General features: G+C 66.9%; 21 protein-coding genes. 10 read left to right on the forward strand and 11 right to left on the reverse strand.

All coding sequences use genetic code 11. The features are described from left to right. Positions 1 to 48: 48 nt before the first annotated feature. A complete protein-coding gene (gene smpB, locus LKD76_RS23875) occupies positions 49 to 522 on the reverse strand; it encodes an SsrA-binding protein SmpB (protein ID WP_227983643.1) in 474 nt (157 codons plus the stop codon). A gap of 335 nt (positions 523 to 857) precedes the next feature. On the opposite strand from smpB, the gene LKD76_RS23880 reads away from it, so the two are divergent. Then, positions 858 to 1,247, forward strand: a complete 390-nt coding sequence (locus LKD76_RS23880) for a hypothetical protein (protein WP_227983644.1) — start codon at positions 858 to 860, stop codon at positions 1,245 to 1,247. 10 nt (positions 1,248 to 1,257) lie between these two features. Here the strand turns inward: LKD76_RS23880 and LKD76_RS23885 are convergent, their stop codons facing one another. From LKD76_RS23885 to recQ, 3 genes are all read right to left on the reverse strand, one after another. Further along, a complete protein-coding gene (locus LKD76_RS23885; RefSeq protein ID WP_227983645.1) occupies positions 1,258 to 1,494 on the reverse strand; it encodes a WLR motif membrane protein in 237 nt (78 codons plus the stop codon). 16 nt (positions 1,495 to 1,510) lie between these two features. After that, the gene (locus tag LKD76_RS23890; protein ID WP_227983646.1) at positions 1,511 to 1,753 is read right to left on the reverse strand and encodes an Rv3103c transmembrane domain-containing protein; all 243 of its coding nucleotides are present in this window, start codon (positions 1,751 to 1,753) and stop codon (positions 1,511 to 1,513) included. 99 nt (positions 1,754 to 1,852) lie between these two features. After that, a complete protein-coding gene (gene recQ / locus LKD76_RS23895; protein WP_308188573.1) occupies positions 1,853 to 3,913 on the reverse strand; it encodes a DNA helicase RecQ in 2,061 nt (686 codons plus the stop codon). 135 nt (positions 3,914 to 4,048) lie between these two features. On the opposite strand from recQ, the gene LKD76_RS23900 reads away from it, so the two are divergent. Then, positions 4,049 to 4,588 (forward strand): GNAT family N-acetyltransferase, encoded by a 540-nt coding sequence (locus LKD76_RS23900; protein WP_227983648.1) that lies wholly within the window; start codon positions 4,049 to 4,051, stop codon positions 4,586 to 4,588. A 5-nt stretch (positions 4,589 to 4,593) separates the two neighbouring features. Here LKD76_RS23900 and ftsX read toward each other — a convergent pair whose 3' ends face one another. From ftsX to LKD76_RS23930, 6 genes are all read right to left on the reverse strand, one after another. Then, positions 4,594 to 5,499: a permease-like cell division protein FtsX gene (ftsX, locus tag LKD76_RS23905; RefSeq protein WP_227983649.1), complete on the reverse strand. Its 906-nt coding sequence runs from the start codon at positions 5,497 to 5,499 to the stop codon at positions 4,594 to 4,596. Then, a complete protein-coding gene (gene ftsE / locus LKD76_RS23910; protein WP_227983650.1) occupies positions 5,499 to 6,188 on the reverse strand; it encodes a cell division ATP-binding protein FtsE in 690 nt (229 codons plus the stop codon). Before ftsE ends, ftsX begins: the two co-directional genes overlap by 1 nt. A 74-nt stretch (positions 6,189 to 6,262) precedes the next feature. Next, positions 6,263 to 6,421 (reverse strand): Rv3103c transmembrane domain-containing protein, encoded by a 159-nt coding sequence (locus tag LKD76_RS23915; protein WP_227983651.1) that lies wholly within the window; start codon positions 6,419 to 6,421, stop codon positions 6,263 to 6,265. Further along, the gene (locus tag LKD76_RS23920; RefSeq protein ID WP_227983652.1) at positions 6,408 to 7,265 is read right to left on the reverse strand and encodes a mechanosensitive ion channel family protein; all 858 of its coding nucleotides are present in this window, start codon (positions 7,263 to 7,265) and stop codon (positions 6,408 to 6,410) included. The genes LKD76_RS23915 and LKD76_RS23920 overlap by 14 nt, the downstream gene beginning before the upstream one ends. Positions 7,266 to 7,425: 160 nt before the next feature. Beyond that, positions 7,426 to 8,538, reverse strand: a complete 1,113-nt coding sequence (gene prfB / locus LKD76_RS23925; protein WP_227983653.1) for a peptide chain release factor 2 — start codon at positions 8,536 to 8,538, stop codon at positions 7,426 to 7,428. Positions 8,539 to 8,610: 72 nt separating this feature from the next. Continuing rightward, the gene (locus LKD76_RS23930; RefSeq protein ID WP_227983654.1) at positions 8,611 to 9,468 is read right to left on the reverse strand and encodes a helix-turn-helix transcriptional regulator; all 858 of its coding nucleotides are present in this window, start codon (positions 9,466 to 9,468) and stop codon (positions 8,611 to 8,613) included. 142 nt (positions 9,469 to 9,610) lie between these two features. Here LKD76_RS23930 and LKD76_RS23935 point away from each other — a divergent pair, with 142 nt between their 5' ends. The 8 genes from LKD76_RS23935 to LKD76_RS23970 all read left to right on the forward strand — a co-directional run bounded on the left by LKD76_RS23935 (position 9,611) and on the right by LKD76_RS23970 (position 17,643). Then, a complete protein-coding gene (locus LKD76_RS23935) occupies positions 9,611 to 10,207 on the forward strand; it encodes an NADPH-dependent FMN reductase (RefSeq protein ID WP_227983655.1) in 597 nt (198 codons plus the stop codon). Positions 10,208 to 10,316: 109 nt separating this feature from the next. Further along, on the forward strand, positions 10,317 to 11,123 hold the full coding sequence (locus tag LKD76_RS23940; RefSeq protein WP_227983656.1) for an SDR family oxidoreductase: 807 nt from the start codon (positions 10,317 to 10,319) through the stop codon (positions 11,121 to 11,123). Positions 11,124 to 11,171: 48 nt separating this feature from the next. Continuing rightward, entirely contained in the window at positions 11,172 to 11,957 is a 786-nt protein-coding gene (gene hisN / locus LKD76_RS23945) for a histidinol-phosphatase (RefSeq protein ID WP_227983657.1), read from the forward strand. A 97-nt stretch (positions 11,958 to 12,054) separates the two neighbouring features. Next, positions 12,055 to 12,948, forward strand: coding sequence for an ABC transporter ATP-binding protein (locus tag LKD76_RS23950; protein ID WP_227983658.1), 894 nt, complete (start codon positions 12,055 to 12,057; stop codon positions 12,946 to 12,948). Then, positions 12,948 to 13,742, forward strand: coding sequence for an efflux permease Rv1217c-related protein (locus tag LKD76_RS23955; RefSeq protein WP_227983659.1), 795 nt, complete (start codon positions 12,948 to 12,950; stop codon positions 13,740 to 13,742). Before LKD76_RS23950 ends, LKD76_RS23955 begins: the two co-directional genes overlap by 1 nt. 120 nt (positions 13,743 to 13,862) lie before the next feature. Then, on the forward strand, positions 13,863 to 15,248 hold the full coding sequence (locus tag LKD76_RS23960) for an acyl-CoA dehydrogenase family protein (RefSeq protein ID WP_227983660.1): 1,386 nt from the start codon (positions 13,863 to 13,865) through the stop codon (positions 15,246 to 15,248). 73 nt (positions 15,249 to 15,321) lie between these two features. Further along, positions 15,322 to 16,560 (forward strand): acyl-CoA dehydrogenase family protein, encoded by a 1,239-nt coding sequence (locus tag LKD76_RS23965; protein ID WP_227983661.1) that lies wholly within the window; start codon positions 15,322 to 15,324, stop codon positions 16,558 to 16,560. A 195-nt stretch (positions 16,561 to 16,755) separates the two neighbouring features. Further along, entirely contained in the window at positions 16,756 to 17,643 is an 888-nt protein-coding gene (locus tag LKD76_RS23970; RefSeq protein WP_227983662.1) for an aldo/keto reductase, read from the forward strand. A 73-nt stretch (positions 17,644 to 17,716) separates the two neighbouring features. Here LKD76_RS23970 and LKD76_RS23975 read toward each other — a convergent pair whose 3' ends face one another. Continuing rightward, on the reverse strand, positions 17,717 to 24,673 hold the full coding sequence (locus LKD76_RS23975; RefSeq protein WP_227983663.1) for a hypothetical protein: 6,957 nt from the start codon (positions 24,671 to 24,673) through the stop codon (positions 17,717 to 17,719). Positions 24,674 to 24,742: the final 69 nt, after the last annotated feature.

Genomic DNA, 24,742 nt, shown 5'->3' on the forward strand with positions numbered 1-24,742 from the left:
GTGTTCCCGCGGTGGCGATCAGCGCATGGCGACGTTGGCGCCGCCCGGTCAACGCATACCCTTCACCCGCCGACCGAGCTCCCGCGTCACCTCCCGTTCGGCGGTGCGCCGGGCCAGGTCGTGACGCTTGTCGTAGTCCTGCTTACCCTTGGCCAGCGCGAGCTCCACCTTCACCTTGCCGTCGGTGAAATACATCGACAGCGGAACCAGGGTCAGCGAGCTCTCCTTGGTCTTACCGGTGAGTTTGTCGATCTCACGGCGGTGCAGCAGCAGTTTGCGGGTGCGGCGCGGGGCGTGGTTGGTCCAGGTGCCGTGCCCGTACTCGGGAATGTGCAGGCCGCGCAGCCACACCTCACCGTCATCGATGGTGGCGTAGGCGTCGACCAGCGATGCCTTACCCTCCCGCAGGCTCTTGACCTCGGTACCGACCAACGCGACCCCGGCCTCGAAGGTATCGAGGATCGTGTAGTTGTGCCGTGCCTTGCGGTTGGTCGCGATGACCTTGCGCCCCTTCTCCTTCATGAACACCTTTCTCTCCACTCCCGCGCAGCTCGGCGGCCGTTTCCTCGCTGCCATTCTGCCCTTGAACCCGTAGCGGCGACGCGCGCGCACTCCCCGATCGCCCAGCCGGGCTCGATGAGCATACGGACCCGTCCCGGTCTACACGGCGCCCGAACAGATGTGAAACGAATATCGGGCGCGGAAAATGCCCGTGACTCCTGTCACTCCCAGCGAGCGTGGATCGCGGCCGGACGAACCCGCACAGGAGGTCGGCGTGGGGATTTTCACGTTTGAAATCCCCAACGGAGGGAACTGTTCCGCTCACGATCTTGTCGGCCTTCGGCCAAACTGATTGTGTGACAACGGCACCCAATTTCAGAGTCAGCACGGCCGGGGATCGTGTACTCGAGGACCCGACCGATGCCCAGTTACACGATCTATTGGCCGAGCTGGACTACAGAGAGCCACAGCTCGTCGTCGAGCGGCCGGGTTCGCCTGCCGCCGAACAGTATTTGCGCGTCCGGATGGATCAGCACATCGATCCCGACGACGGCCGCGGCTACATCGTCGAGTACGCCGGCGGCCCGGGAATGCACTTCCGTGCCAGCGTGCGCGACAACGCGCGGTGGGGCGCCCCGCATTCGCCGGCCTTCGAGCTCGTCGCGAAAACGGTGCGGGACTGGGCTTTCCAGCGCTACGGCTGGTACGACGCGATGATGTGGGAGCGGGTGAGCGCCGACCGCTGACCGCCGGCTGTCAGCCGCCGGGGCGAACCTCCAGATACAGGATCAGCACGCCGATCCACGCGAGCAGCAACACCACGGTCGACGCTCGTGGACGACCGAGCGGACGCGTGTGCGGGCGCAGCCAACCGGCCTCGACCGAATCCGAGAGCCCGCGGCGTGGCGCGGGTTTCGCGGCATCCGGCGGATCGCCGCCGGGGCCGGAATCCGACGACTGATCGGACCGGTCGTCGTGATGGTCGTGGGACATAGGCGGCACGCTACCGCTATCCGCCCGGTCGCACCGCCAGATACAGCACCAACACGGCGACCCATACGCCCATCAGCAACATCGTCGACCCCCGCATGCCCACCGCGGGGCGTCGTATCCTGCTGGTCCGCCCCGCCGCCGCCTCCACGGCCTGGGTCGGTTCGAAGGTGGCGGAGACGACGGGCTCGGTTCCCGGGGCGGTCGTGTGATGTCCGGGCAGACCGTTACTGTCGATCACCGGGTCGTGGCCTTGGGTCATGGCGACACAGTTACCCACGGCAGTGGGATCGATAAACACATCGCTGACCACCGCGAGTTCCGGCGGGCCCGCGACGACCCGGCGGAGCGCACCGTCAGCTCAGTACGCATCATCCGGCGGCGGCTCGAAATCGGGATCGCCGAGATCCCACTCCATCGGGGCCTCCGGGACCGGACCACGGCTATCGGCCTGGCCCCGCCGCGCGGGCTGCCCCCGATCGGTGGCCGGACTCACGCCGGCGCGGCGAACGGGCGCCGCCTGCGGCCGGGCCGGCGCCTCCCCCGCGGAGCCGGTGACGACCTCCAGAACCCCCTCGGCGTACTTCGCGAGCTTGTTCTCGCCGATCCCACTGATCGCGCCGAGCTCGGCCCGGGTGACGGGCGCGCGATTCGCGATCTCGCGCAGGGTGGCATCGTGGAATACGACATACGCCGGGACGCCCTGTTCCTTCGCGACCGCGGCACGCCAGCCACGCAACCGCTCGAACATCCCGGCCGCGGCCGGGGTGAGGTCGGCAGCGGCCATCCGGGAAGCCTTCGCCTTGGCCGCCCGCGGCGGTTTCACCCGCTCGGGCTCCCGGCGCATCATCACCTTGCGCTGTTTGAACAACACCTCGTCGCTGGCCTCGGTGAGAGTCAGCACGCCGTACTCACCGTGGACCGCGAGCAGCCCCTGAGCGAGCAGCTGACGGATCACCCCGCGCCATTCGGTATCGCGCAGATCCGCGCCCACACCGAAGACCTTCAACTCGTTGTGCTTGTGCTGCAACACCTTCGGATTGGATTTCCCGAGCAGGATATCGACGATATGTCCGGCGCCGAAGCTCTGCCCGCGCTCACGTTTGAGCCGCAACACCGCCGAGAGCGCCTTCTGCGCGGCGATCGTGCCGTCCCACGATTCGGGCGGGTTCAGGCAGGTATCGCAGTTACCGCAGGTATCACCGCTCTGCCCGAAATAATTGAGCAGCTGGGTACGACGGCACTGCACCGTCTCGCACAGTGCCAGCATCGCATCCAGATGCAACTGCAACTGACGCCGGTGGGCCGCGTCACCGTCGGAGGAATCGATCATCTTCCGTTGCTGCACCACATCGTTGAGACCGTAGACCATCCATGCGGTGGACGGCTGGCCGTCGCGGCCGGCGCGACCGGTCTCCTGGTAGTACCCCTCCACCGACTTCGGCAGATCCAGATGCGCCACGAACCGCACATCGGGTTTATCGATACCCATGCCGAAGGCGATGGTCGCGACCACGACGAGCCCGTCCTCACGCAGGAACCGGGACTGGTTCGTGGCGCGGGTCCGCGCGTCCAGACCGGCGTGATAGGGCACGGCGTCTATCCCATTGCCGCACAGGAACTCCGCGGTCCGCTCGACCGAGTTGCGGGACAAGCAGTAGACGATGCCCGCCTCCCCCGGATGCTCGGACCGGATGAACGACAGCAACTGCTGATCGGCCCGGTTCTTCGGTTCGATCCGGTACTGGATGTTCGGCCGGTCGAAACCCGCCACGAAATGCCGCGCCCCGGTGAGGTCGAGCCGCTCGGCGATCTCGCGGCGGGTGGCTTCGGTGGCAGTCGCCGTCAATGCGATACGCGGCACATCCGGCCAGCGCTCGTGCAATACCGACAGGGCCAGATAATCGGGCCGGAAGTCGTGGCCCCACTGGCTCACGCAATGCGCCTCGTCGATCGCGAAGACCGACACCTTGCCGCGGTCGAGAAGTTGCGCGGTCGATTCCAGCTTGAGCCGCTCCGGAGCCAGATACAGCACATCCAGCTCACCCGCGACGAACTGGGCCTCGACCGTGCGGCGCTCGTCCGGGAACTGAGTGGAGTTCAGAAAACCCGCACGCACCCCCAGCGCGGTCAAGGCGTCCACCTGGTCCTGCATCAGCGCGATCAGCGGAGAGATCACCACCCCCACCCCCGACCGCACCAGGGCGGGAATCTGATAACACAGCGATTTACCGCCACCGGTGGGCATCAGCACCAAGGCGTCGCCGCCGGAAATCACCTGCTCGACGATCTCGCCCTGTAATCCCCGGAAGCTGTCGTAGCCGAAAACGCGTTGCAGAACCTGTTGTGCCGCATCGGTTTCCACGGGTGCTGCGGCGGGGTCGGCCGTTTCGAGCGTCTCCGGGGGATTCACGCCAGCCATCCTACGGACGGGGGGCGGGTATGACGATCCCCCGGTCACAGCCGCACCCGGTATCTTTGGCCTCCGCTTCGCTCCGGCGGGGTTGGCGGCCCCTCAGTCGGCGCATCCGAAATGGCGACACTAATGTCCGGTCCCATGCCCCGCGCTGCCGCGATGCTCCTCGCCACCGCAGACGACGCCCCGGCGATCCTCGCGCTGCGGGATCAACTCGCACGATGGATGGTCGGCAAGTCCATCACGCAATGGGTGCCCGGCGAATACCCGGTCCACCGCCTCGACACCGAGATCGCCGCGGGCGAGTGGTACGTCCTGCGTTCCGAGTCCGGGGCCCTCCACGCGGCAGTACGGCTGGTCTGGTCGGATGCCGAGTTCTGGGGTGAGGACACTCCCGCCGGATACGTCCACGGGCTGATGGTCGCGCCCACCGCACGCGGCACCGAACTCGGCAGCGCGGTATTGCGCTTCTGTGCCGAAAGCACCCTCGCCCACGGCCTCACCACCCAGCGGCTCGACGTCGTCGCAACCAACCCGGTGCTACGCGCCTACTACACCCGGCACGGGTTCGCGGAGGTGCGGGTGGTTGCGCTGCCTCCGCACTTCGGCACCACGAACAGTGTCGTCCTACTGGAAAAGGCCCTGGTTCCGCATGGAACCAGGGCCCTCTCCCACGAATAACCGCGCTACTCGCGCACGTAGTACCGCAGGGTCCCGTACGCCGTCAGGGCCGCGAATACGATGCCCACCGGGACCACGGTCATGGCGACCACGGCGATGTCGTCACCGGTGATGCGTGGGAACACCTTGGATGCGAACAGGTCACCCAGTGCCCGGTCGATGACCAGCGGCCGCGCGACCACCAGGCCCAGCACCGCCAGGATCGAGCCGGCGAGTGCCGCCGCCACCGCTTCCAGCAGGAACGGCAGCTGGGTGTACCAGCGCGTGGCGCCGACCAGGCGCATGATGCCGACCTCCTCGCGGCGGGTGAACGCCGCGATCTGCACCATGTTCGCGATCAGCAGCAGGGCCGCGAACGCCTGCAGCACCGCCAGGCCGAAGGCCGCGTTGCGGAGGCCGTCGAACAGGCTGACCAGCCGGTCGACGATGTCCTTGTCATTGCGCACGAAGCCGACACCGGGTCGGCCCTGGAAATCCTTGAAGATGCGCGGATATTGCTCGGCGCTGGTCATCTTCACCCGCAGCGAGGCCGGCAGCGGCGATTCGCTGACGTATTTGGCCAGCTCCGGCTGATCCTTGAAGGTCTTCTCCTTGGCCTCGCGGATGGCTTCGGAGCGATTGAGGAACTGCACCGATTCGACGCCCGGTTCGGACTTGAGATCCGACATCAGCGCCTTGCACGGATCCTGCGAACAGTCCGGATCGTTGGCCGAGACATCCTCGGTCATGTACAGGCGGACCTCGAGCCGATCGAGGAAGTACTGCTCGGTCTTGTCGGCCATCCGCACCGCGAGCATGCCGCCACCGAGCATGGTCAGCGACACCGCGGTGGTCAGGATCATCGCGATGGTCATGGTGACATTGCGGCGTAGGCCGTTGAAGACCTCGCCGAACAGGAAGCTCGCGCGCATTACCGGCCCACCCCGTACACCCCGGTGGCCTCGTCCCGGACCAGGCGGCCACGATCGAGTTCGACCACCCGCCGGCGCATGGCGTCGACGATGTGATTGTCGTGGGTCGCCATCAGCACCGTGGTGCCGACGCGATTGATGCGTTCCAGCAACATCATGATGTCCTGACTGGTGTCGGGGTCGAGGTTGCCGGTCGGTTCGTCGGCCAGCAGCACCAGCGGCCGGTTCACGAACGCGCGCGCGATGGCCACCCGCTGCTGCTCACCACCGGACAGCTCGGTGGGCAGCCGGTCCGCCTTGCCGGCCAGTCCGACCAGGTCCAGCGCCTCGGGCACCGCGCGATTGATGAACTTGCGGTTCTTGCCGATCACCTCGAGCGCGAACGCCACATTCTGTTCGACCGTCTTCTGCTGCAGCAACCGGAAGTCCTGGAAGACGCAGCCGATGCGCTGGCGCAACTTGGGCACCCGTCGCCCCGGCAACCGGTCGACCCGGAAATCGGCGACGTGCACCTCACCGGTGGTCGGTTTGACCTCTTTCAGCAACAGTTGCATGAACGTCGATTTACCCGACCCGGACGGCCCGATAATGAAGACGAACTCGCCCTTGTCGACCTCGACCGAAACGTTGTCCAGAGCGGGTCTCGTCGAGGTTTTATATGACTTGGTGACGTTCCGCAGGGTAATCACGAGGAGCCAGTGTAGCCAGCGAAGTCATGGCATTCTTCCCCCCACACCGGGTCATGCGATCTGTCACAGGAAGGTCAGTGCGCGGGCGTGGTCGTCAGCGTTGAACCGGAAACCGCATTCATGATCGTGGGGAGACCGGAATGATCCGGAGTGGCCGGCTTCACGAACAGGTACACCACCAATGTCGCGACCCAGACGGAGACGAGGATCGCGGTCGATTTACGCAGTTTCACTCAAGCCCTCCCGGCGCAGTGCCGCGGCCACTCGCACCCGCAGCTCACGTCCGACATCGAATTGCTTACCCGGCAGTGTGCGAGCGACCATTCGGATGTTCATCTGATTGACGGTGAGATCTTCCAGACCCATCACCGTAGGTTCGTCCAGCAGTAGCGATTTCAGGCGGCGATCCTGAAATGCCTTGGCGCCCACGTCGTGCAGGATCTCGTTGACCCTGGTGATGTCGGCGGTAGCGGGAACCGGCACATCGATCGCCGCGCGTGCCCAATCCTTCGACAGATTGGTCACTTTCACGATCTGCCCGTTGGGTACCGAGATCACCTCGCCGTCGGGATTTCGCAGCGTGGTGATTCGCAACGTGACGTCCTCCACCGTACCCTCGGCCGGGTCGGATTGGCCGGTGACCGCGATCCGCACCACGTCACCGAAGCCGTATTGGCGCTCGGTGATCAGGAAGAATCCGGCCAGCAGGTCCTGCACGATGCGCTGGGCACCGAAACCGAGTGCGGCACCGAGTACCGCCGCCGGGGCCACCAGGCCGCTGAGCTGAAAGCCCATGCGCTTCAGCACTTCCAGCGACACCAGGAAGTAGACGATGGTCAGGAGCACCCAGGTGATCACCTGTGCCAGTGCGTGCCGATGCTTGGCGGCCTCGGTGCGGACCAGCGAATCACTGCTCTGGAATCCGGAGTCGATCCGGCGGGTCACGCGGTCGCGCACGAAGGTGGCGAAGCGGCTGAACAGCATCGCGCCGACGATCAGCAGCACGATCTCGAGCCCGCTGCCGCGCACCCACGAGGTGAATTCGGCACCGGCTCCAGCGGCCAGAGTTGTCGTCATCGGCACATCCTTTCCGGGATCAACCGGGCACCGACACAAGACATTCTGCCGACCGAAGACACGCCAGACAGGTTACTACGACCGGCCGCCGACCGATATGCCGTGATTGTGCTGTGATAAGCCGATCCGTCGTTCGTTCGCGGTGAATATCGGGCTGAAATCACGCGTCCTGGCGCATCCGCCAGCGGATTCCCTCTTCGATGAAGCCATCGATATCACCGTCGAGCACCGCAGTCGGATTGTTCACTTCGTAGTTGGTGCGCAGGTCCTTCACCATCTGATACGGGTGCAGCACATACGACCGCATCTGGTTGCCCCAGGACGCGCCTTCGTTGGTCTTGAGCGCGTCCATCTCCGCGCGCTCCTCCTGGCGCTTGCGCTCGAGCAGTTTGGCCTGCAGCACGCGCATCGCCGAAATCTTGTTCTGCAACTGCGATTTCTCGTTCTGGCAGGTGACCACGATGCCGGTGGGGATGTGGGTGAGGCGGACGGCGGAGTCGGTGGTGTTGACGCTCTGGCCGCCGGGACCCGAGGACCGGTAGACGTCGACGCGGACCTCGTTCTCGGGAACTTCGATATGGTCGGTGCCCTCGACCACGGGCAGCACCTCGACCTCGGCGAAGGAGGTCTGGCGGCGGCCCTGGTTGTCGAACGGGCTGATGCGCACCAGCCGATGCGTGCCCATCTCCACCGACAGCGTGCCGTAGGCATAGGGCACCTTGACCGCGAAGGTGGCGCTCTTGATGCCCGCCTCCTCGGCGTAGGAGGTGTCGTAGATCTCAACCGGGTACTTGTGGCTCTCGGCCCAGCGCACGTACATGCGCATCAGCATCTGCGCCCAGTCGGCGGCATCCACACCGCCGGCGCCGGAGCGGATGTTGACCAGCGCCTCACGCTTGTCGTACTCGCCCGACAGCAGCGTGCGGACCTCCATCGCCTCCACATCGGCGTGCAGCGACGCGCGTTCGGCGTCGGCATCGGCCAATGCGGCGGTGCGGGCCTCGCCCTCTTCCTCCTCGGCCAGCTCGTAGAGCACCGGCAGGTCGTCGAGGCGCTGGCGCAGGTCGGTGGCCCGGCGCAGCTCACCCTGGGCGTGCGAGAGCTCGCTGGTGACCTGCTGGGCGTGTTCCTGGTTGTTCCACAGCTCGGGGTCGGCGGCCTGATGTTCGAGTTCATCGATACGCCGACGCAGCTCGTCGATGTCGAGCACCGCCTCGACAGTCTTCAACGTGGTGTCGAGTTCGGCGAGATCAGCGGAAACGTCAGGGTGCACGGTTGTCCAATCTACCGGTCGCCGAGGGGCCGGTGAAATGCGGCGAGTGGCGCACCGGACATGCCGGGCGATTCAGCCCGATACCGCGCGCAGTCCGCCGGGGCGGCGACCCGCCAGGGTGTCGAGCGCGGTCGCCGTCGCGTCGTCGGCGGGCAGGTGGATCTGCACGTACTGCTCGTCGTCGGCGGAGAGGTCCAGCCGCTCGTAGGCAAGCCGCAGCGGACCGGCCTCCGGATGGCGCATACGGACCACTCCGTTCGCGTCCGGGACGCCCGGGATCGTCGCCAGCCGGCGCGTGAACTCGGGCCCCGCCAGCAGCGACAGGTCGTCGATCAGAGCGGTGACCAGGGGATCAGCGCGGAACGGTCCCTGTTTGAGGGTCGCGATCGCCAGATCGGCCCGGTGCTCCCAGTCCGGGTAGACGGTGCGGGCGCGCGGATCGGTGAACAACCAGCGCGGATAGTTGGCCGGCAGGCCGCTGTCGAGCTGCCCGGTCGGCGCCATCAGGGCCCGATAGCCGTCGGTGCAGGCCAGCACCTCGCCGAGTCGATTGAACACGGCCGCCGGGGCGGGGGCGAGCCGATCCAGGATCGCCCGCACCGGCGGGCGCACCACCCGATTGGGATGCGGGCTGCCGTTGCAGGTGAAGCCGGGCTCGGCACCTTTGGCCAGCCGGTGCAGGTGCACCCGCTGGGTCGGCGTCAATGCGAGCACCTCGGCGAAGGACGACAGCACCGCGGCCGACGGGTGACGGTCGCGCCCCTGCTCGAGCCGGGTCAGATATTCGACGCTGACACCGGCGAGGGTCGCCAGCTCGGCCCGGCGCAGGCCCGGTGTCCGGCGGCGCGCACCCGCCGGGAGACCGACCTGTGCCGGCGATACCGATTCGCGCAGGCTCCGCAGGAAGGTCCCCAACTCGTTGTCGCTCACCGATCGAACCTAACAGTGCCGATCGCGCGGAGAGTGGCCCTGCCACTACCACCCTCGGCACGGACTCCCTGCCGTTCGCCGAACGGACGACAGTCGAAGCCGGACGGTCGCACGACCGCATCCATCGCTGTAGGAGGTTGGAATGTCCAGCAACGCTGTGAAACTCGCGGTCATCGTCGGCAGTGTCCGGGACGGGCGTTTCGGCCCGGTCGTGGCCGACTGGTTCGCCGAACAGGCCCGCCGGCACGACGATTTCGAGGTTCAGGTCGTCGATCTGGCCGAGGTGGACCTACCGCTCGCGCTGCCGGCGGTGTCGCCGCTGATGGAGCCGAATCCGGTGCGCCCGCAGGGAATGCTTCCGCTCACCCACGCATTGGATGAGGCCGATGCCGTCGTCATCGTGACCCCGGACATCAATCGCAGCTACCCCGCGTCGATCAAACTCGCCATCGATTGGCATTTCACCCAGTGGAACGACAAGCCCATCGGATTCGTGGGTTACGGCGGGAAGAGCGGCGGCCTGTACGCGATCGGCCACCTGCGCCAGGTCTTCAACGAGCTCAACGCCCACACCGTCCGCGACTACGTCGCCTTCCCCCGGTATTTCGAACTGTTCGACGCCGACGGCGCCCTGCGCGATCCCGCCCCCTCCGAGGCGGCCGCCCGGGCCATGCTCGACCAACTCCATCGCTGGGCGGTTCCGCTGGCCGCGATGCGGACCGCGACCCAACCGGCGTAGTGATCCGCGCCCGCTCAGTGGGCACTCCGGTCCGGCGGGGCGATCACGACACTAGCCTCGATTCCGAATGTCTGATTCGCAGTCGAAGTCAGCCGAAACAGGAGGGTCGATGGGGACCATCGCCGTAACCGGTAGCGCGTCGGGAATCGGCGCGGCCGTCGCCGCGCATCTGGAGAAGGAAGGGCATCGGGTCATCGGCGTCGACCTGCGCGATGCCGACGTGACCGCCGATCTGGGCACGCCCGAGGGCCGCGCTCGAGCGGTCGCCGAGGTCACCCGGATCAGCGCGGGCCGGCTCGACGGATTCCTGCCGTTCGCCGGGGTCGCCGCCGCCACCGGACGGCCCGGCGGACTGGTGGTGTCGGTGAACTACTTCGGCGCCATCGCGCTGCTGGAGGGGTTGCGGCCGCTGCTGCGCGAATCCGACGCCGCGTCGGTGGTGCTGGTGTCGTCGAATTCCACCACGACACAACCGATGTGGCCGGTCGAGCTGGCCGAAGCATGTCTGGCCGGTGACGAGGAAGGCGCCCGCGCCATCGCGGAATCCTTCGGCGATCTCGGCGCCATCCAGGCCTATCCGGCGACCAAGGCGGCACTGGCCTGGTACGCGCGCACCAAATCCGCCGAGTACATCGGCGAGGGCATCCGCCTCAACGCCATCGCGCCGGGCATCATCGACACCCCGATGACGCAGGAGGGCAGCAAGGACGCGCTCACCGGCGAGGGGATGAAGCAGTTCCTCGCGATGACTCCGATCGGGCGCGCGGGACGCCCCGAGGAGATCGCCGAACTCGCGGCATTCCTGTTGTCGGACAAAGCCGGATTCTTCGTCGGATCGGTGGTGTTCTGCGACGGCGGAATCGATGCCGCCTTCCGCGGCAAGGACTGGCCCGCGGTCTGGAATCCGCAGCAGTAGGGCCCGGTCGGCGGTGTCGGGAACGGTCGCGCCCACTACGGTTGCGGTGTGAGCGAGCATGCCAGCGATCTCGAACTTGCCCTGCGATTGGCCGACGAGGCCGACGCGATCACCCGCGAACGCTTCGGCGCGCTGGATCTGAAGGTCGATTCCAAGCCGGATCTGACTCCGGTGTCGGACGCGGATCTGGCCGTCGAGCGGGCGCTGCGGGCGACGCTGATCGAGCGACGCCCGCACGATGCGGTGCTGGGTGAGGAGTTCGGCGGCGATGCCGAATTCGTCGGCCGGCAGTGGGTGATCGACCCGATCGACGGCACCAAGAACTTCGTGCGCGGCGTACCGGTCTGGGCCAGCCTGATCGCCCTGCTGCAGGACGGGGTTCCGGTCCTCGGCGTGGTCAGCGCCCCCGCACTGCGCCGGCGCTGGTGGGCCGCAACGGGTTCCGGCGCCTGGACCCGCTTCGACTCCGATGAGCCCACCGCGATCTCGGTGTCCGCGGTGGCCGGGCTGAACTCGGCCAGCCTCGCCATCTCGAGCCTGTCCGGCTGGCGCGACCTGGGCCTGCGCGACCAGCTGATCGATCTCACCGACCAGGTCTGGCGCACCCGCGGCTACGGCGACTTCTTCGGTTACTGCCTGCTCGCCGAGGGTGCGGTCGATATCGCCACCGAGCCCGAGGTCTCGCTGTGGGATCTGGCGCCGCTCGATGTGCTCGTGCGCGAGGCCGGTGGCACCTTCACCGCCCTGGACGGAACTCCCGGCCCGCATCACGGCAGCGCCGTCGCGACCAACGGGCTGCTCCACGAGTCGGTACTGACCGCTCTGCGCGCCTGAGTCCCGCCGGTGTGACATAAGCCGGTGTGACATAAGTCAGCCCGGGCGGGTCCGCAGGGCCCTCCCCATGCTCGCGTCGACCGCGCAATCTGAGCCCATGGCTCCGATGATCGCGATGCGCGGCCTGACCAAGTACTACGGCCGGGCACCGGCATTGCTCGACCTCGATCTCGAGGTGCCGCCCGGGGTGATCTTCGGATACCTCGGCCCCAACGGCGCGGGAAAGACGACGACGGTGCGGATGCTGGTCGGTCTCATGCGGCCGACCCGTGGTTCGATCATCGTCGCCGGCGCCGACATCGAACGTGCGCGATCGACCGCACAACGCCATATCGGTTATCTCCCAGGACAATTCGTCGCCTATCCCGATCTGACGGCGGAGCGGTATCTGACCTATCTGGCGCGCCTGCGCGGCGATGTCGCGGCGGCCGGAGTGCGCCGGCTGGCCGAGCGGTTGCACGTGGACACGTCGACTCGAATCGGCGCGATGTCGCACGGCAATCGGCAGAAGGTCGGCCTCGTCCAGGCCTTCATGTCCGACCCGGACGTGCTGGTTCTCGACGAGCCGACCCAGGGACTGGATCCCCTGGTCCAGCGAGAGTTCCTGCTCATGTTGCGCGAAGCCCGCGACGCCGGGCGCACCGTCTTCCTGTCCTCGCATGTGTTGTCCGAGGTGCAGGCCGTAGCGGACACCGTCGCGATTCTGCGGCACGGCCGGTTGGTCGAGGTTCGATCGGTCGCGGCGTTGACAGCGCAAACGCTGCGGCGGCTCGATCTCACCTTCGCGGCGACGCCGCCGGATCCACAGCTGCTGCGCGCGGTGGGCGGCGTACGGTCGGTCACCGGCACCGGCCGGACGCTGCATGTCGAGCTGGACGGCTCGATCGCCGAGCTACTGAAATTCGTCGCTCCGTACGGGGTGAGCGATCTCATCAGCCATGAACCCGATCTCGAGGATGTCTTCCTCACCTACTACGGACAGGATCGCTGATGTTTCGCACGGTGTACGTGAAGTGCCTGCGCGACCAGCGCCACGGATTGCTGGGCTGGAGCGTGGGGATCGTCGCGCTGGTACTGCTGGAATCGGCTCTGTGGCCGTCGATTTCGCGCATCCCCGGCCTTCGGCAGCTAATGGACAACTACCCGGAAGCACTGCGCAAGCTGCTCGGTATCAATGACTTCTTCACCGGCACCGGCTTCCTCGACACCGAGCTGTACAGCATCATGCTGCCCATCCTGTTCCTGGTGTTCGCGGTGTCGCGGGGCGCTCGCGCGATCGCGGGCGAGGAAGAGGCCGGGACGCTCGAGGTGCTGTTGGTGACCCGGGTGACGCCGATGCGGTTGCTGCTGGTGCAGGCCATGGTCCTGCTCACCGGGCTGGTGCTGCTCGGCACCGTGCTGTTCGCGGCCGTGATCGCGTTCTCGGCGATATTCGGGATGCACATCGGCGTCGGCGCGGCGGCGACCGGGTCGGTGGCGATGGTCACACTGGCCGCGCCGTTCGGCGGGTTGGCGCTGGCCGTCAGCGCGGCCACCGGCCGCCGCCTCGTCGCGGTCGCGGTGGCGAGCGTCGCCGCGGTTGCCGCATATGTGCTGTACGCGGCGTCGAAGATTGTCGACGCCGTACACCCCTGGGGCCGGTGGTCGCCGTTCGAGCAGGCTCTCTCCTCCGGGCCGATGGGCGCGGGCCCGCGGCCGGGCTATGTGTGGCTCGCCGTCGTCGCGGCCTTTTTCGTGGTCGCGGCACTGCCGATCTTCGACCGGCGTGATATCGCCGGGGTCTGAGAATCGACGGAATCCACACAGTGCTCGACTGCGTTCTTACTCTGGAGTAAGATAGACTTACTCGAAAGTAAGATGCTGGGATCGATCACCCGAAACCCCCACCCGAGAAGACTGGTGACTATGAGCACTCGAGACACCGCAACCACGCGACGTCCGGATTCTGCTGTCGGCCTCAACCCGGTGAAGCGTGACTGGATGGGCGCCGCCATGCGGGTCATGACGACTATTACCGGGTCCGAGCTGGCCGAGAAGTACAACCTGCGCAAGCCCATCGAACGGCTCACCTACGAGGGCACCAAGACCGGTTTCCGCACGCTCGGCGCCGCGACGCGCGCGTTCGGCAAGGTATCCGGCGGCGGAAAGCCGAAGCGCTTGCCCGCCAACGAGTCCCGGGGCAAGGACTACTTCGATCTGACGCCGACCGACGAGCAGCAGATGATCGTCGAGACGGTCCGCGAATTCGCCGCCGAGATCCTGCGCCCGGCCGCCTTCGAGGCCGACGCGGCGGCCACTGCTCCGAAGGATCTGCTCGAGCGAGCCGCCGAGCTCGGCATCACGCTGATCAACGTGCCCGAGGAACTCGAGGGAGCGGCCACCGAACGTGGCGCGGTCACCAACTCACTGGTGGCGGAGGCGCTCGCGCACGGCGATATGGGTCTGGCCCTGCCGATCCTCGCGCCCTCGGGCGTGGCGGTCGCGCTGTCGCAGTGGGGTTCGGACGCGCAGCAGCAAACCTACCTCGGCGCATTCACGGGTGAGAACGTGCCGCAGTCGTCGGTGGTCATCAGCGAGCCGCGCGCCCTGTTCGATCCGTTCGCCCTGCAGACCAAGGCCACCCGCTCCCCCAGCGGCTACCGGCTCAACGGTGTCAAGAGCCTGGTCCCGGCCGCCGGTGACGCCGAGCTGTTCATCATCGGCGCCGAGCTCGACGGCCGCCCGGCGCTGTTCGTCGTCGAATCCGACACCCCTGGCGTAGTGGTCGAGGCCGACCCGAGCATGGGTCTGCGCGCCGCCGGCCTGGGCCGGCTGATTCTGGACAACGTGGCCGTACCGGCCGAGGCGATCCTGGGTGACGGTGACGCCGCCCAGCGCGCCGACGAGTACGCCGACGCGGTGCGGCTGGCCCGCCTGGGCTGGGCCTCGCTCGCCGCCGGCACCGGTCAGGCCGTCCTCGACTACGTCAAGCCGTATGTGAAGGAGCGCGAGGCGTTCGGCGAGCCGATCGCGCATCGCCAGGCGGTGGCGTTCATGGTCGCCAATATCGCCATCGAACTCGACGGCCTGCGGCTCGTGACTCTGCGGGGTGCGTCACGCGCGGAGCAGGGTCTGTCGTTCGCCCGCGAGGCGGCACTGGCCCGCAAGCTGGCCACCGACAAGGGCATGCAGATCGGCCTCGACGGCGTGCAGCTGCTCGGCGGTCACGGCTTCACCAAGGAACACCCGGTCGAGCGCTGGTACCGCGATCTGCGGGCCATCGGCGTCGCCGAAGGTGTGGTGCTCGTGTAGTCGGCGCGCGCCAGCGTCAGTCCAGAATCAAGGCGGGCCGCGAACCGGCCGACTCCCTCAGGAGAACCTGAACATGATCAATCTCGAACTTCCCAAGAAGCTGCGGGCCAGCGCCAACCAGGCCCACCAGGTCGCCGCCGAGATCTTCCGCCCGATCTCGCGCAAATACGACCTGGGCGAACACGAGTACCCGGTCGAACTCGACACCATGGCCGCCATGGTCGAGGGCCTGGCCGACTCCGGCACCCAGGACATCTCCGGTGCGACCGGCGGCCGCAAGGCCAAGTCGGGCGAGGAGGCCGGTGACGCCCACGCCACAGAACTGCTCGGCAACAGCAACGGCGGCAACATGTCCGCACTGCTGAACGCGCTCGAAACCTGCTGGGGCGATGTCGGTCTCATGCTGTCGATCCCCTACCAGGGTCTCGGTAACGCAGCCATCGCCGCGGTCGCCACCGACGAACAGCTCGAGCGCTTCGGCAAGGTGTGGGCCGCGATGGCCATCACCGAACCCTCGTTCGGCTCGGACTCCGCCGCGGTGTCGACCACCGCGGTGCTCGACGGTGACGAGTGGGTGCTCAACGGCACCAAGATCTTCGTGACCGCCGGTTCGCGCGCCACCCACATCGTGGTGTGGGCCAGTGTCGACAAGTCCAAGGGCCGCGCGGCGATCAAGTCGTTCGTCGTGCCGCAGGATGCCCCGGGCCTCACCGTCGCTCGGCTCGAGCACAAGCTGGGTATCAAGGCCTCCGATACCGCCGAGCTTCGCCTCGAGGACTGCCGCATTCCGGCCGACAACATCCTGGGCAGCCCGGAAGTCAACGTGGAGAAGGGTTTTGCCGGGGTCATGCAGACCTTCGACAACACCCGCCCGCTGGTGGCCGCGATGGCCGTCGGCGTCGGCCGCGCCGCGCTCGAGGAACTGCGCAAGATCCTCGAGGACTCGGGTGTGGAGATCTCCTACGACACCCCGGCCAACAACCAGTCCGCCGCCGCCGCGGAATTCCTTCGCCTGGAATCGGATTGGGAAGCCGCCTATCTGCTGTCGCTGCGCGCGGCGTGGATGGCCGACAACAAGAAGCCGAACAGCCTCGAGGCGTCCATGTCCAAGGCCAAGGCCGGCCGCATGGGCACCGACGTCACCCTCAAGGCGGTCGAACTGGCCGGCGCCATCGGCTACTCCGAGCGCACCCTGCTGGAGAAGTGGAGCCGCGACTCGAAGATCCTCGACATCTTCGAGGGCACCCAGCAGATTCAGCAGCTGATCGTGGCGCGGCGGGTGCTGGAGTTGTCCAGCGCCGAGCTGAAGTAGGTTGTAGGACAACGGAAACCGGTGTGAGCGATGGCTCACACCGGTTTCTTGCTTTCGGCGGCGTCTTCCGCTCGGTGTTCGCGACTATCCCTCCTGAGCGGTCTCCCACCACCTGGGCGGATACGGCCAGAACCGACCGGTGTGAGTAGCGTTGATCTCGCACCGGTTCATGTAGCCCGACCGAGGAGGACGACGATGACCACGACACCGCAGCTCACCCTCAACAACGGCGTGCAGATGCCCGCGATCGGGCTCGGGGTCTATCAGACTCCGCCCGCGGAAACCACTGCGGCGGTGGAGGCCGCCCTGCGCACCGGCTACCGGCATATCGATACCGCGGCCGTCTACGGGAACGAACGCGAGGTCGGTGAGGGGATCCGGCGATCCGGAATCAACCTGTCCGATGTCTTCATCGAAACCAAGGTCTGGATCAGCGATTTCGGATACGACGCCACTCTGCACGCCTTCGACAAGAGCGCGAACAAACTCGGAGTGGATCGGATCGACCTGCTGATTCTGCACCAGGCGCTGCCCTCCCGATTCGACCTCACCGTCGACGCCTACCGCGCGCTCGAACAGTTGCTCGCCGACGGGCGGGTTCGCGCCATCGGCGTCAGCAACTTCATGCGCGAACACCTCGACGACCTGCTCGCCAAGACGTCGGTCGTCCCCGCGGTGAACCAGATCGAACTCCACCCCTACTTCCGCCAACCCGATGTCGCGGCCGCGGATGCCGAATACGGCATCATCACCCAGGCCTGGTCACCGATCGGCGGTATCACCTTCTACCGTGAGGGCACTCACACCAGCACCCTCGAAGATCCGACGATCACCGCGATCGCCGCCGCACACGGCAAGACACCGGCCCAGGTTCTGTTGCGCTGGGGCCTGCAGCAGGGCCGCTCGGTGATCCCCAAATCCACCCGCCCGCAACGTATCGCCGAGAACTTCCAGGTCTTCGACTTCGACCTGACCGCCGACGAGCTCGCGGCCATCGACGCTCTCGACACCGGACGCCGCGGTGGGCCCGAACCCGAGGCCGTCACGCTGGAAACCTTCGGCATCGCCATCCCCGAGGCCTGAGGTCCGGAGCCGGCCTTCGACCGGTCCACCGAAACCCGAATCGAACCGACTACGAGGCCGGCCGGTAGTCGACTCAGGTCTCGGTCGGCCGGGTGAATGCCGAAGTGTTCGCGGGGGTTGCGGTCAAGCGCTGCCAGGGGTGTGAGCCGGGCGGGGAAATTCCGAACTGCCAACGGCTTCCGGGCCGCGATGGCGAGGTGTCGCTGATGGGGCGAGCGTCGGTTGTCGATTCGGCGTCCCAGTTCGCGCCCGCACCCGAACCGGAGTCGTGCGCCGACGTCTGACCTGAGCCGTCACCGGAGCCGGATCCCGACGCATCACCGGAACCCGAGCCCGAGCCGTCACCGGAGCCGGAACCCGACCCATCACCAGAACCCGAGCCCGACCCATCACCAGAACCGGAACCCGACCCATCACCAGAACCCGAGCCCGACCCATCACCAGAACCGGAACCCGACCCATCACCAGAACCCGAGCCCGACCCATCACCAGAACCGGAACCCGACCCATCACCAGAACCGGAACCCGACCCATCACCAGAACCGGAACCCGACCCATCACCAGAACCCGAACCCGACCCATCACCAGAACCCGAACCCGACCCATCACCAGAACCCGAACCCGACCCATCACCAGAACCCGAACCCGACCCATCACCAGAACCCGAACCCGACCCATCACCAGAACCCGAGCCCGACCCATCACCAGAACCATCGCCTTCGGCGGGGGCGGGGGCGGGAGCTTGTTGCGGCGCTTGGGGTATGGCGCCCTCGTCGTAGTACGCGTCCTCGCCGTTATCGGCTCCCGGCCCCATGCCGCCCATGCTTGCCATCGCCATGGCGGTCATCGCGGCACCCAGGAGGTTCCCCATATTGCTCATCGGGTTGGCGGTCATGCCGCTACCGCCGACACCGGCGCTCTGGGACGGCATGGTCTGCGGGGTCAGTTGCCCGGGATCCTGAGCGGCACTGCCGGAACCATCGGAGGAGGATCCGTTGCTCGGGAGGGAACCCGGCGTGGTCGGCCCCAGAGAGGTCGGGTCGTTCGGCGACGCGCCGTCGCTCGGCACCGAACCCGGTGAGGTCGGGCCCAGTTGCGACGGCGTCAACGCGGACGGCGAAATCGGCGAGTAAGGGGAGCCCGGCGGAGTGGTCGGCGCCAGCAATGTGGGGTCGTTCGCCGTGCCCGGAGTGGTCGGGGTTACAGGTTTGGGGGTCTGCGAAGAGCCGGAGCCGGAGCCACTACCGCTGCCCGTACCGTCGCCCGACCCATCGCCCGACCCGCCATCGTCGTCACCCTGATGCCCCCAGGGCGACCAATGATTCGACGCGTAGTAGCCGACGACACCCGCAGCAGCGAGCCCCAGGGCAATCTTCTTGCCCTTGCTCCACTTCTTCTTGGTGTCGTCGTCGTCATCGTCCTTCTTGGACTTCTTCTTGTCCTTGTCGCCGTCGGTCTTGTCCTTGTCGCCGTCGGCCTTGTTCTTGTCGCCGTCGGCCTTGTTCTTGTCGCCGATACCTTCGGACTTGGTCGTGGTCTCCGTATCACTGTCGACGTCGCGCCTGTGGCGTTTGTCCTTGTTGTAGCCGTTCCGGTCGAATCCGTCCTTGTCGAAACCGCCCCGGTCGTACCCGTCCTTGTCTAACCCGGCCCGGTTGTACCCGTCCTTGTCTACGCCGTTCCGATCGAACCCGTTCGGGTCGAACCCCTTGTCGTCGTATCCATCCCGATGGGCACCGTCCCGGCCGTACCCGTCCTTGTCGAACCCGCCCCGGTCGTAGCCGTCCTTGTCGAACCCGGCCCGGTTGTACCCGTCCTTGTTGAACCCGGCCCGGTTGTACCCGTCCCTGTCGATGCCGTACCGATCGAACCCGTTCGGGTCGTACCCGTCCTTGTCGTACCCGCCCCGGTGAGCGCCGGTCCGGTCGTACCCGTCCTTGTCGTAGCCGTCCTTGTCGAACCCGGCCCGGTTGTACCCGTCCTTGTCGAACCCGGCCCGGTTGTACCCGTCCTTGTCGAATCCGCCCCGGCTGTACCCCTCCCGGTCGTATCCGTCCCTGCTGAAACCGTCCTTGTTGTATCGGTCTCGGTCGTACCCGTCCCGGTCGTATCCGTCCTTGTCGAACCCGTCCTTGTCGTAGCCGTCCTTGTCGTAGCCGTCCTTGTCGTAGCCGCCCTTACCCTTCCCGCCGGAGTCATCGCCCTTCTCGCCGCTCTTCCCGGACTCCCCGGTCGACGGATCAGTGCCCGACTCATCGGCACCCTTACCGGAGTCGGCCTCATCAGGCTTGCCTCCCTCGTCCCTGGGCTGGCCGCGCCAGTCGCGTCCGTTCCGGTCGTATCCGTCCCGGTCGTACCCCCTGAAGTCGTATCCGTCCTTGTCGAACCCGTCCTTGTCGAACCCGTTCTTGTCGAACCCGTCTTCGTTGTAGCCGTCTCGGTGCTGCCCGTCCCGGCCGTATCCGCGACTGTCGTAGCCGTCTTTGTCCAATCCGCGCCAGTCGTAGCCCTCCTTGTCGAAACCGTCCTTGTCGCGCCCGTACCGGTTGTAGCCGTCTTTGTCGTAGCCGTCCTTGTCGAACCCGTTCTTGTCGAATCCCTCCTCGTTGTAGCCGTCTCGGTGCTGCCCGTCCCGGCCGTATCCACGACGGTCGTAGCCGTCTCTGTCAAATCCGCGCCAGTCGTAGCCCTCCTTGTCGAAACCGTCTTTGCCGTGCCCGTACCGGTCGTAGCCGTCTTTGTCGTAGCCGTCCTTGTCGAACCCGTTGTGGTCGAATCCCTCCTCGTTGTAACCACCCCGCGGCTGCCCGTTCCGGTCGTACCCGCGACGGTCGTAGCCGTCCTTGTCGAAACCGTCCCCGTCGTAGCCGTCCCTGTGGAATCCGTCCTTGTCGAAGCCGTCCCTGTTGAACCCGTTGTGGTCGTATCCGCTCTCGTCGTAGCCACCCCGGGGATACCCGTACCGGTCGTAGCCGTCCTTGTCGAAACCGTCCTTGTCGTGTCCGAACCTGTCGAACCCGTCCTTGTCGATCCCGTTCCGGTCGAACCCCTCGCGGTTGTATCCCTCCTTGTTGTAGCCGTTCCGATCGAAGCCGCTGTGGTCGAATCCCTGCTCGTCGTAGCCACCCCGGGGGTGCCCGTACCAGTCGTAGCCGTCCTTGTCGAAACCGTCGCGGTCGTACCCGTTGTGGTCGTACCCCTCCTCGTTGTAACCACCCCGTGGCTGCCCGTCCCGGTCGTACCCGCGCCAGTCGTAGCCGTCACTGTTGTAGCCGGATCGGTCGTATCCCTCCTTGTTGTAGCCGTCCCTGCCATACCCGAGGTTGTCGTAACCGTTTTTGTCGAAACCGTCGCGGTCGTACCCGTTGTGGTCGTACCCCTCCTCGTTGTAACCACCCCGTGGCTGCCCGTCCCGGTCGTACCCGCGCGGGTTGTAGCCGTCCCGGTCGTACCCGTTCCGGTCGTACCCGCTCCGGTCGTACCCGTCCTTGTCGAACCCGTTGTGGTCGTAGGCGCTGGATTCGTCGCCAGGACTGCCTTTTGTCCCGGTACCACCAGCACCCTCTCCATCACCACCTGGACGAGCCCCGGGGCCCTCCGGCGGCGATCCCAATGGAGGCGGTGTGCTCCTCGGCGTTCCATCCGGCCCCTTGGGAAGTGGCGGTTCCGGACTACCAGGCGACCGCTCACCTGCCGGCCCGGTCGGCGCAACCGGTGGCTCCTCCAGGCTGATTTGCCTTGCCTTCAGTCGGATGTCGACATTTTTGACGAAATCCTCGAACCCGCCTTTTTGCGCCCGAGTAACTCGCAAAGCGTCTTGGATCGCCCCATGCACCTGGTTCTGCGGGACGCCCTCGGGAAACTCGTATCCGTCCACAAGGCGAGCCACGTCGCGGGCGCTGGTTATGCCCTCCCGCCCGTTCCACACATCTTGTAGAAGCGGCACGCCACCATCGGCCCCTGCCTTACCCTTTGCGGGCGGGTCGCCCTCGGTCGGCTTACCCGTACCGCCGTCCGGCTCCGGCGAATCCGGCTTCCGCTCTCCCGTCCTGCCGTCACCCCCGCTGTCGTCACCCGACTTGCCTTTCTTCCCGGACTCGCCGGTACCACTGGAGCCCTCCGGCTCCCGGGGACGCTGTGATTGCGCATAAGGGGACTGCGCATTCAGGCGGTTTTGCTCTCTGTAGTGTTCCAGTCCGCTGTGCACATATTCGACGGCCTGGTTGACATCCCCGCCATCGCGCCGATTAGCGTGCACGGCATAATCGATCGCGTCCACCACCTGCTGTTCTGTTACCCCCTCGGGTAACTCGGGCAGGGGATTTCGAGCCAGAAACTCCTTACCGGCCTCGCCTTTGAGCGAGGTTCCGTCGGTCAGCAATTTTTCCAGATGTCCGCGATACCTCTCTCCTATCGAGGTCGCCCCATCCGGATCGTGCGGCACTGAGGGCGGGTCGCCCTCGGCCGGCTTCCCCGTATCACCTTCCCCGCCCGCCGAGTCATCCGCCTTGCCAGTCCCCTTCGCTGGCTCCTTCCCCGTATCACCTTCCGGCTCAGACGATTTCGCGTTCCGATCACCCGACCCGCCGTCACCCTGCGCGTCGTCACCGGTCTTGCCCTCGCCGCCCGATTCTTTCTTGCCGGCGCCGGCGGTGCCCGGACCCTCGCTCGGGTTGGCCGGCTGCCCGCCGTCTCCACGCTCGCCCACCGGTGCGGCCCCGCCCGGCTCCTGCGGCGTCGCCTCACCACGCGGACCGAACGGGGACTCACCACGCGGACCGAACGGCGACTCACCACGCGGACCGAACGGGGACTCACCACGCGGACCGAACGGCGACTCAGCGGACTCCCCCCGAGGCACACCCTGCGCCGGGTCAGCCGCGGGTGATCCTTCAGTGGGATCGCCCGGCACCACGGCGCCTTCCGGCTCGCTGGACTTGCCGGCACCTTCCGCGTTGCCGCCGGCCGTGCCCTCGTCGCCCGGCTCGTTCTTACCGGTTCCAGTGACGCCGGAACCGTCACCCGACCCCTCGTCCGGGTTGGCCGTAGGTGATCCTTCAGCGGGATCACCCTGCACCACAGCGCCTTCCGGCTCGCCGGCAGACGGCCCGCCTTCCGGCTCCGGCGATGTCGCCTCCGGCTCGCCGGACCTGCCGGCACCTTCTGCTTTCTCGCCGGTCGCGCCCTCGCCACCGGACTCGTTCTTACCCGTGCCGGTGGTGCCCGGTCCGTCACCCGAACCCTCGCCCGGAGTGGCCGGCTGCCCGCCGTCTCCACGCTCACCCGCTGGCGCGGCCCCGCCCGGCTCCTGCGGCGTCGCCTCTCCGGGCAGAGCGAACGGCGACTCACCACGCGGACCGAACGGGGACTCACCACGCGGACCGAATGGCGAAGGTTGGGCCGGCCCCCACGGCGAACCCTCGTCCGGCTTGCCCGAGGCAGCACCCTGCGCCGGGTTGTCCGGCACCGGTGCGCCTACCGGCTCCACCGGAGCTTGCCCACCGTCCGGGCTCGCAGGCGTCGGACCCGCGCCGGTTTCACGGGGTGCTGACACAGGCGGCGGCGCTGCGGGTGACGGCTGGCCACCGGTTCGAGGACCGGTGACATTCGCGCCACCGCCGTCTCCGGAACTTCGTGCCGCCGCGGGGGCTCCACTCGACGGCGCCTCCGCGGGCCCTGTCGGCGTCGTCGTAACCGGCTGTGCCTCAGGAGCTTTCGGAGCCGGTGCAACCGGTGGCGCGGCAGCGCCGCTCGACGGCGCCGCCGGCTGCCCACTCTGCTCCGACGACGACCGTTCGGCAGGCGACTCGCCTGCCGGATTGTCGGACGACGCTTTCGGGCCGCGGGAGTTGAATGCGTTGGGGTCCAGCGGATTGTGAGGGTCTCCCGCGGCCACTAAGCCGAAGTCTTTCCTGCCACGGGCCGGTTGGGCGAGTGCGGAGTCGGTGGGCTGTAGGTCGCCTCGCGAGGTTCGTACGGGCCTATTGGAGAGTTGCCCGGCCGCTGTCGCCCTGCTCCCAGCGTGTGGTTCGGCAGTCGAGGGCGACGCCGGTCGCGGCGCCGCGTGGTACGCACCCGACGCCGAGCGGCCGAACGGGACTGCCGAGCCGATGAATCCGCCGCCGAATCCCGCGACCGCCGCGTCGAAAAGCTGGTCCCCCGTAATGTTTCCGCCGTTGAGCAGTGCACCGGCTCCGACGCCTACCACGCTGCCGACCAAGCCGCCCCCGATGCCGACCACCAGGGCCGGCGCGGCTCGCCCGACGGCTCTGGCCGCCGTCGAGGTGGCGTTTTCGGCGAGTCCCTGGAACAACCGATTTGCGCGTGGCGCCGCGTAGACACCGAATGCCGCACCGGCGAGGCCGGTCACGCCGCCGAGCAAAGCCTGCTCACCGACACTGCCGAAGTCGATTTCATCCCGACGATGGTCGATGTACTTCTGCGACATCTGCGCGGCGAGATCGACACCGCCACCGAAGGCCGCGCCGATCCCGGCGCTGATCCCGGCGACCTTCACGAGGGGAATACGAGCCCGCTGGGTTGCCGCCTCGGCGCCGATCGTCCGCACCCAGTTCAGGAGCCGGCTTCCGGTGGTCCGTATCACCGCCTCGCTTCGCGCCCGATCCGCGGCGGCTTTGAGCGGACCTCCGAAAACGATGTCCGAGGCCACCATCGCCACCATCGCGGTGACGGTCCAGATGATTCTCCACTTCGTGTACTGATAGTTCTGGCTCGCGGACGACGTGAAGGCAGCCAAATTTTGGCCGTATTCGTGTGTATTGCTGATATCCGCAAGCATCGGACGGTTGCGGATATCACTCTTCTCGGATTCGGTCATACCCGAAATGGCCAGGCTCTCCATACCGGCAAGCCGATCCAACCGAGGCGATAAGTCCTTCCAACGCTTCATGCAGTCGGAGATGCAATCCGCCGTTTGGTATCCGACATCTTCGTCGAATTTGGGAAAGGTTTCTCCTGCTGCCCCCTTGACCGCCCAATCCGGGAGTTCGGGCGGCAACCGCAGGGTCACCGGACCGGTCCCATCACGACGACCCCCTCGTCCACGTCCGCAGCCGCACGCTGCCGATGCCCGCCCATG

It is taken from the genome of Nocardia spumae, from assembly GCF_020733635.1.
In the GTDB taxonomy this organism is placed as follows: Bacteria; Actinomycetota; Actinomycetes; order Mycobacteriales; family Mycobacteriaceae; genus Nocardia; species Nocardia spumae.

What these genes read in the sequence shown, in the direction of transcription:
- smpB (WP_227983643.1), bottom strand. Translation starts at nt 522, where the DNA reads ATGAAGGAGAAGGGGCGCAAGGTCATCGCGACCAACCGCAAGGCACGG.
- LKD76_RS23885 (WP_227983645.1), bottom strand. Translation starts at nt 1,494, where the DNA reads ATGTCCCACGACCATCACGACGACCGGTCCGATCAGTCGTCGGATTCC.
- LKD76_RS23890 (WP_227983646.1), bottom strand. Translation starts at nt 1,753, where the DNA reads ATGACCCAAGGCCACGACCCGGTGATCGACAGTAACGGTCTGCCCGGA.
- recQ (WP_308188573.1), bottom strand. Translation starts at nt 3,913, where the DNA reads ATGGCTGGCGTGAATCCCCCGGAGACGCTCGAAACGGCCGACCCCGCC.
- LKD76_RS23900 (WP_227983648.1), top strand. Translation starts at nt 4,049, where the DNA reads ATGCCCCGCGCTGCCGCGATGCTCCTCGCCACCGCAGACGACGCCCCG.
- ftsX (WP_227983649.1), bottom strand. Translation starts at nt 5,499, where the DNA reads ATGCGCGCGAGCTTCCTGTTCGGCGAGGTCTTCAACGGCCTACGCCGC.
- LKD76_RS23920 (WP_227983652.1), bottom strand. Translation starts at nt 7,265, where the DNA reads ATGACGACAACTCTGGCCGCTGGAGCCGGTGCCGAATTCACCTCGTGG.
- LKD76_RS23935 (WP_227983655.1), top strand. Translation starts at nt 9,611, where the DNA reads ATGTCCAGCAACGCTGTGAAACTCGCGGTCATCGTCGGCAGTGTCCGG.
- LKD76_RS23940 (WP_227983656.1), top strand. Translation starts at nt 10,317, where the DNA reads ATGGGGACCATCGCCGTAACCGGTAGCGCGTCGGGAATCGGCGCGGCC.
- LKD76_RS23950 (WP_227983658.1), top strand. Translation starts at nt 12,055, where the DNA reads ATGGCTCCGATGATCGCGATGCGCGGCCTGACCAAGTACTACGGCCGG.
- LKD76_RS23955 (WP_227983659.1), top strand. Translation starts at nt 12,948, where the DNA reads ATGTTTCGCACGGTGTACGTGAAGTGCCTGCGCGACCAGCGCCACGGA.
- LKD76_RS23960 (WP_227983660.1), top strand. Translation starts at nt 13,863, where the DNA reads ATGAGCACTCGAGACACCGCAACCACGCGACGTCCGGATTCTGCTGTC.
- LKD76_RS23965 (WP_227983661.1), top strand. Translation starts at nt 15,322, where the DNA reads ATGATCAATCTCGAACTTCCCAAGAAGCTGCGGGCCAGCGCCAACCAG.
- LKD76_RS23970 (WP_227983662.1), top strand. Translation starts at nt 16,756, where the DNA reads ATGACCACGACACCGCAGCTCACCCTCAACAACGGCGTGCAGATGCCC.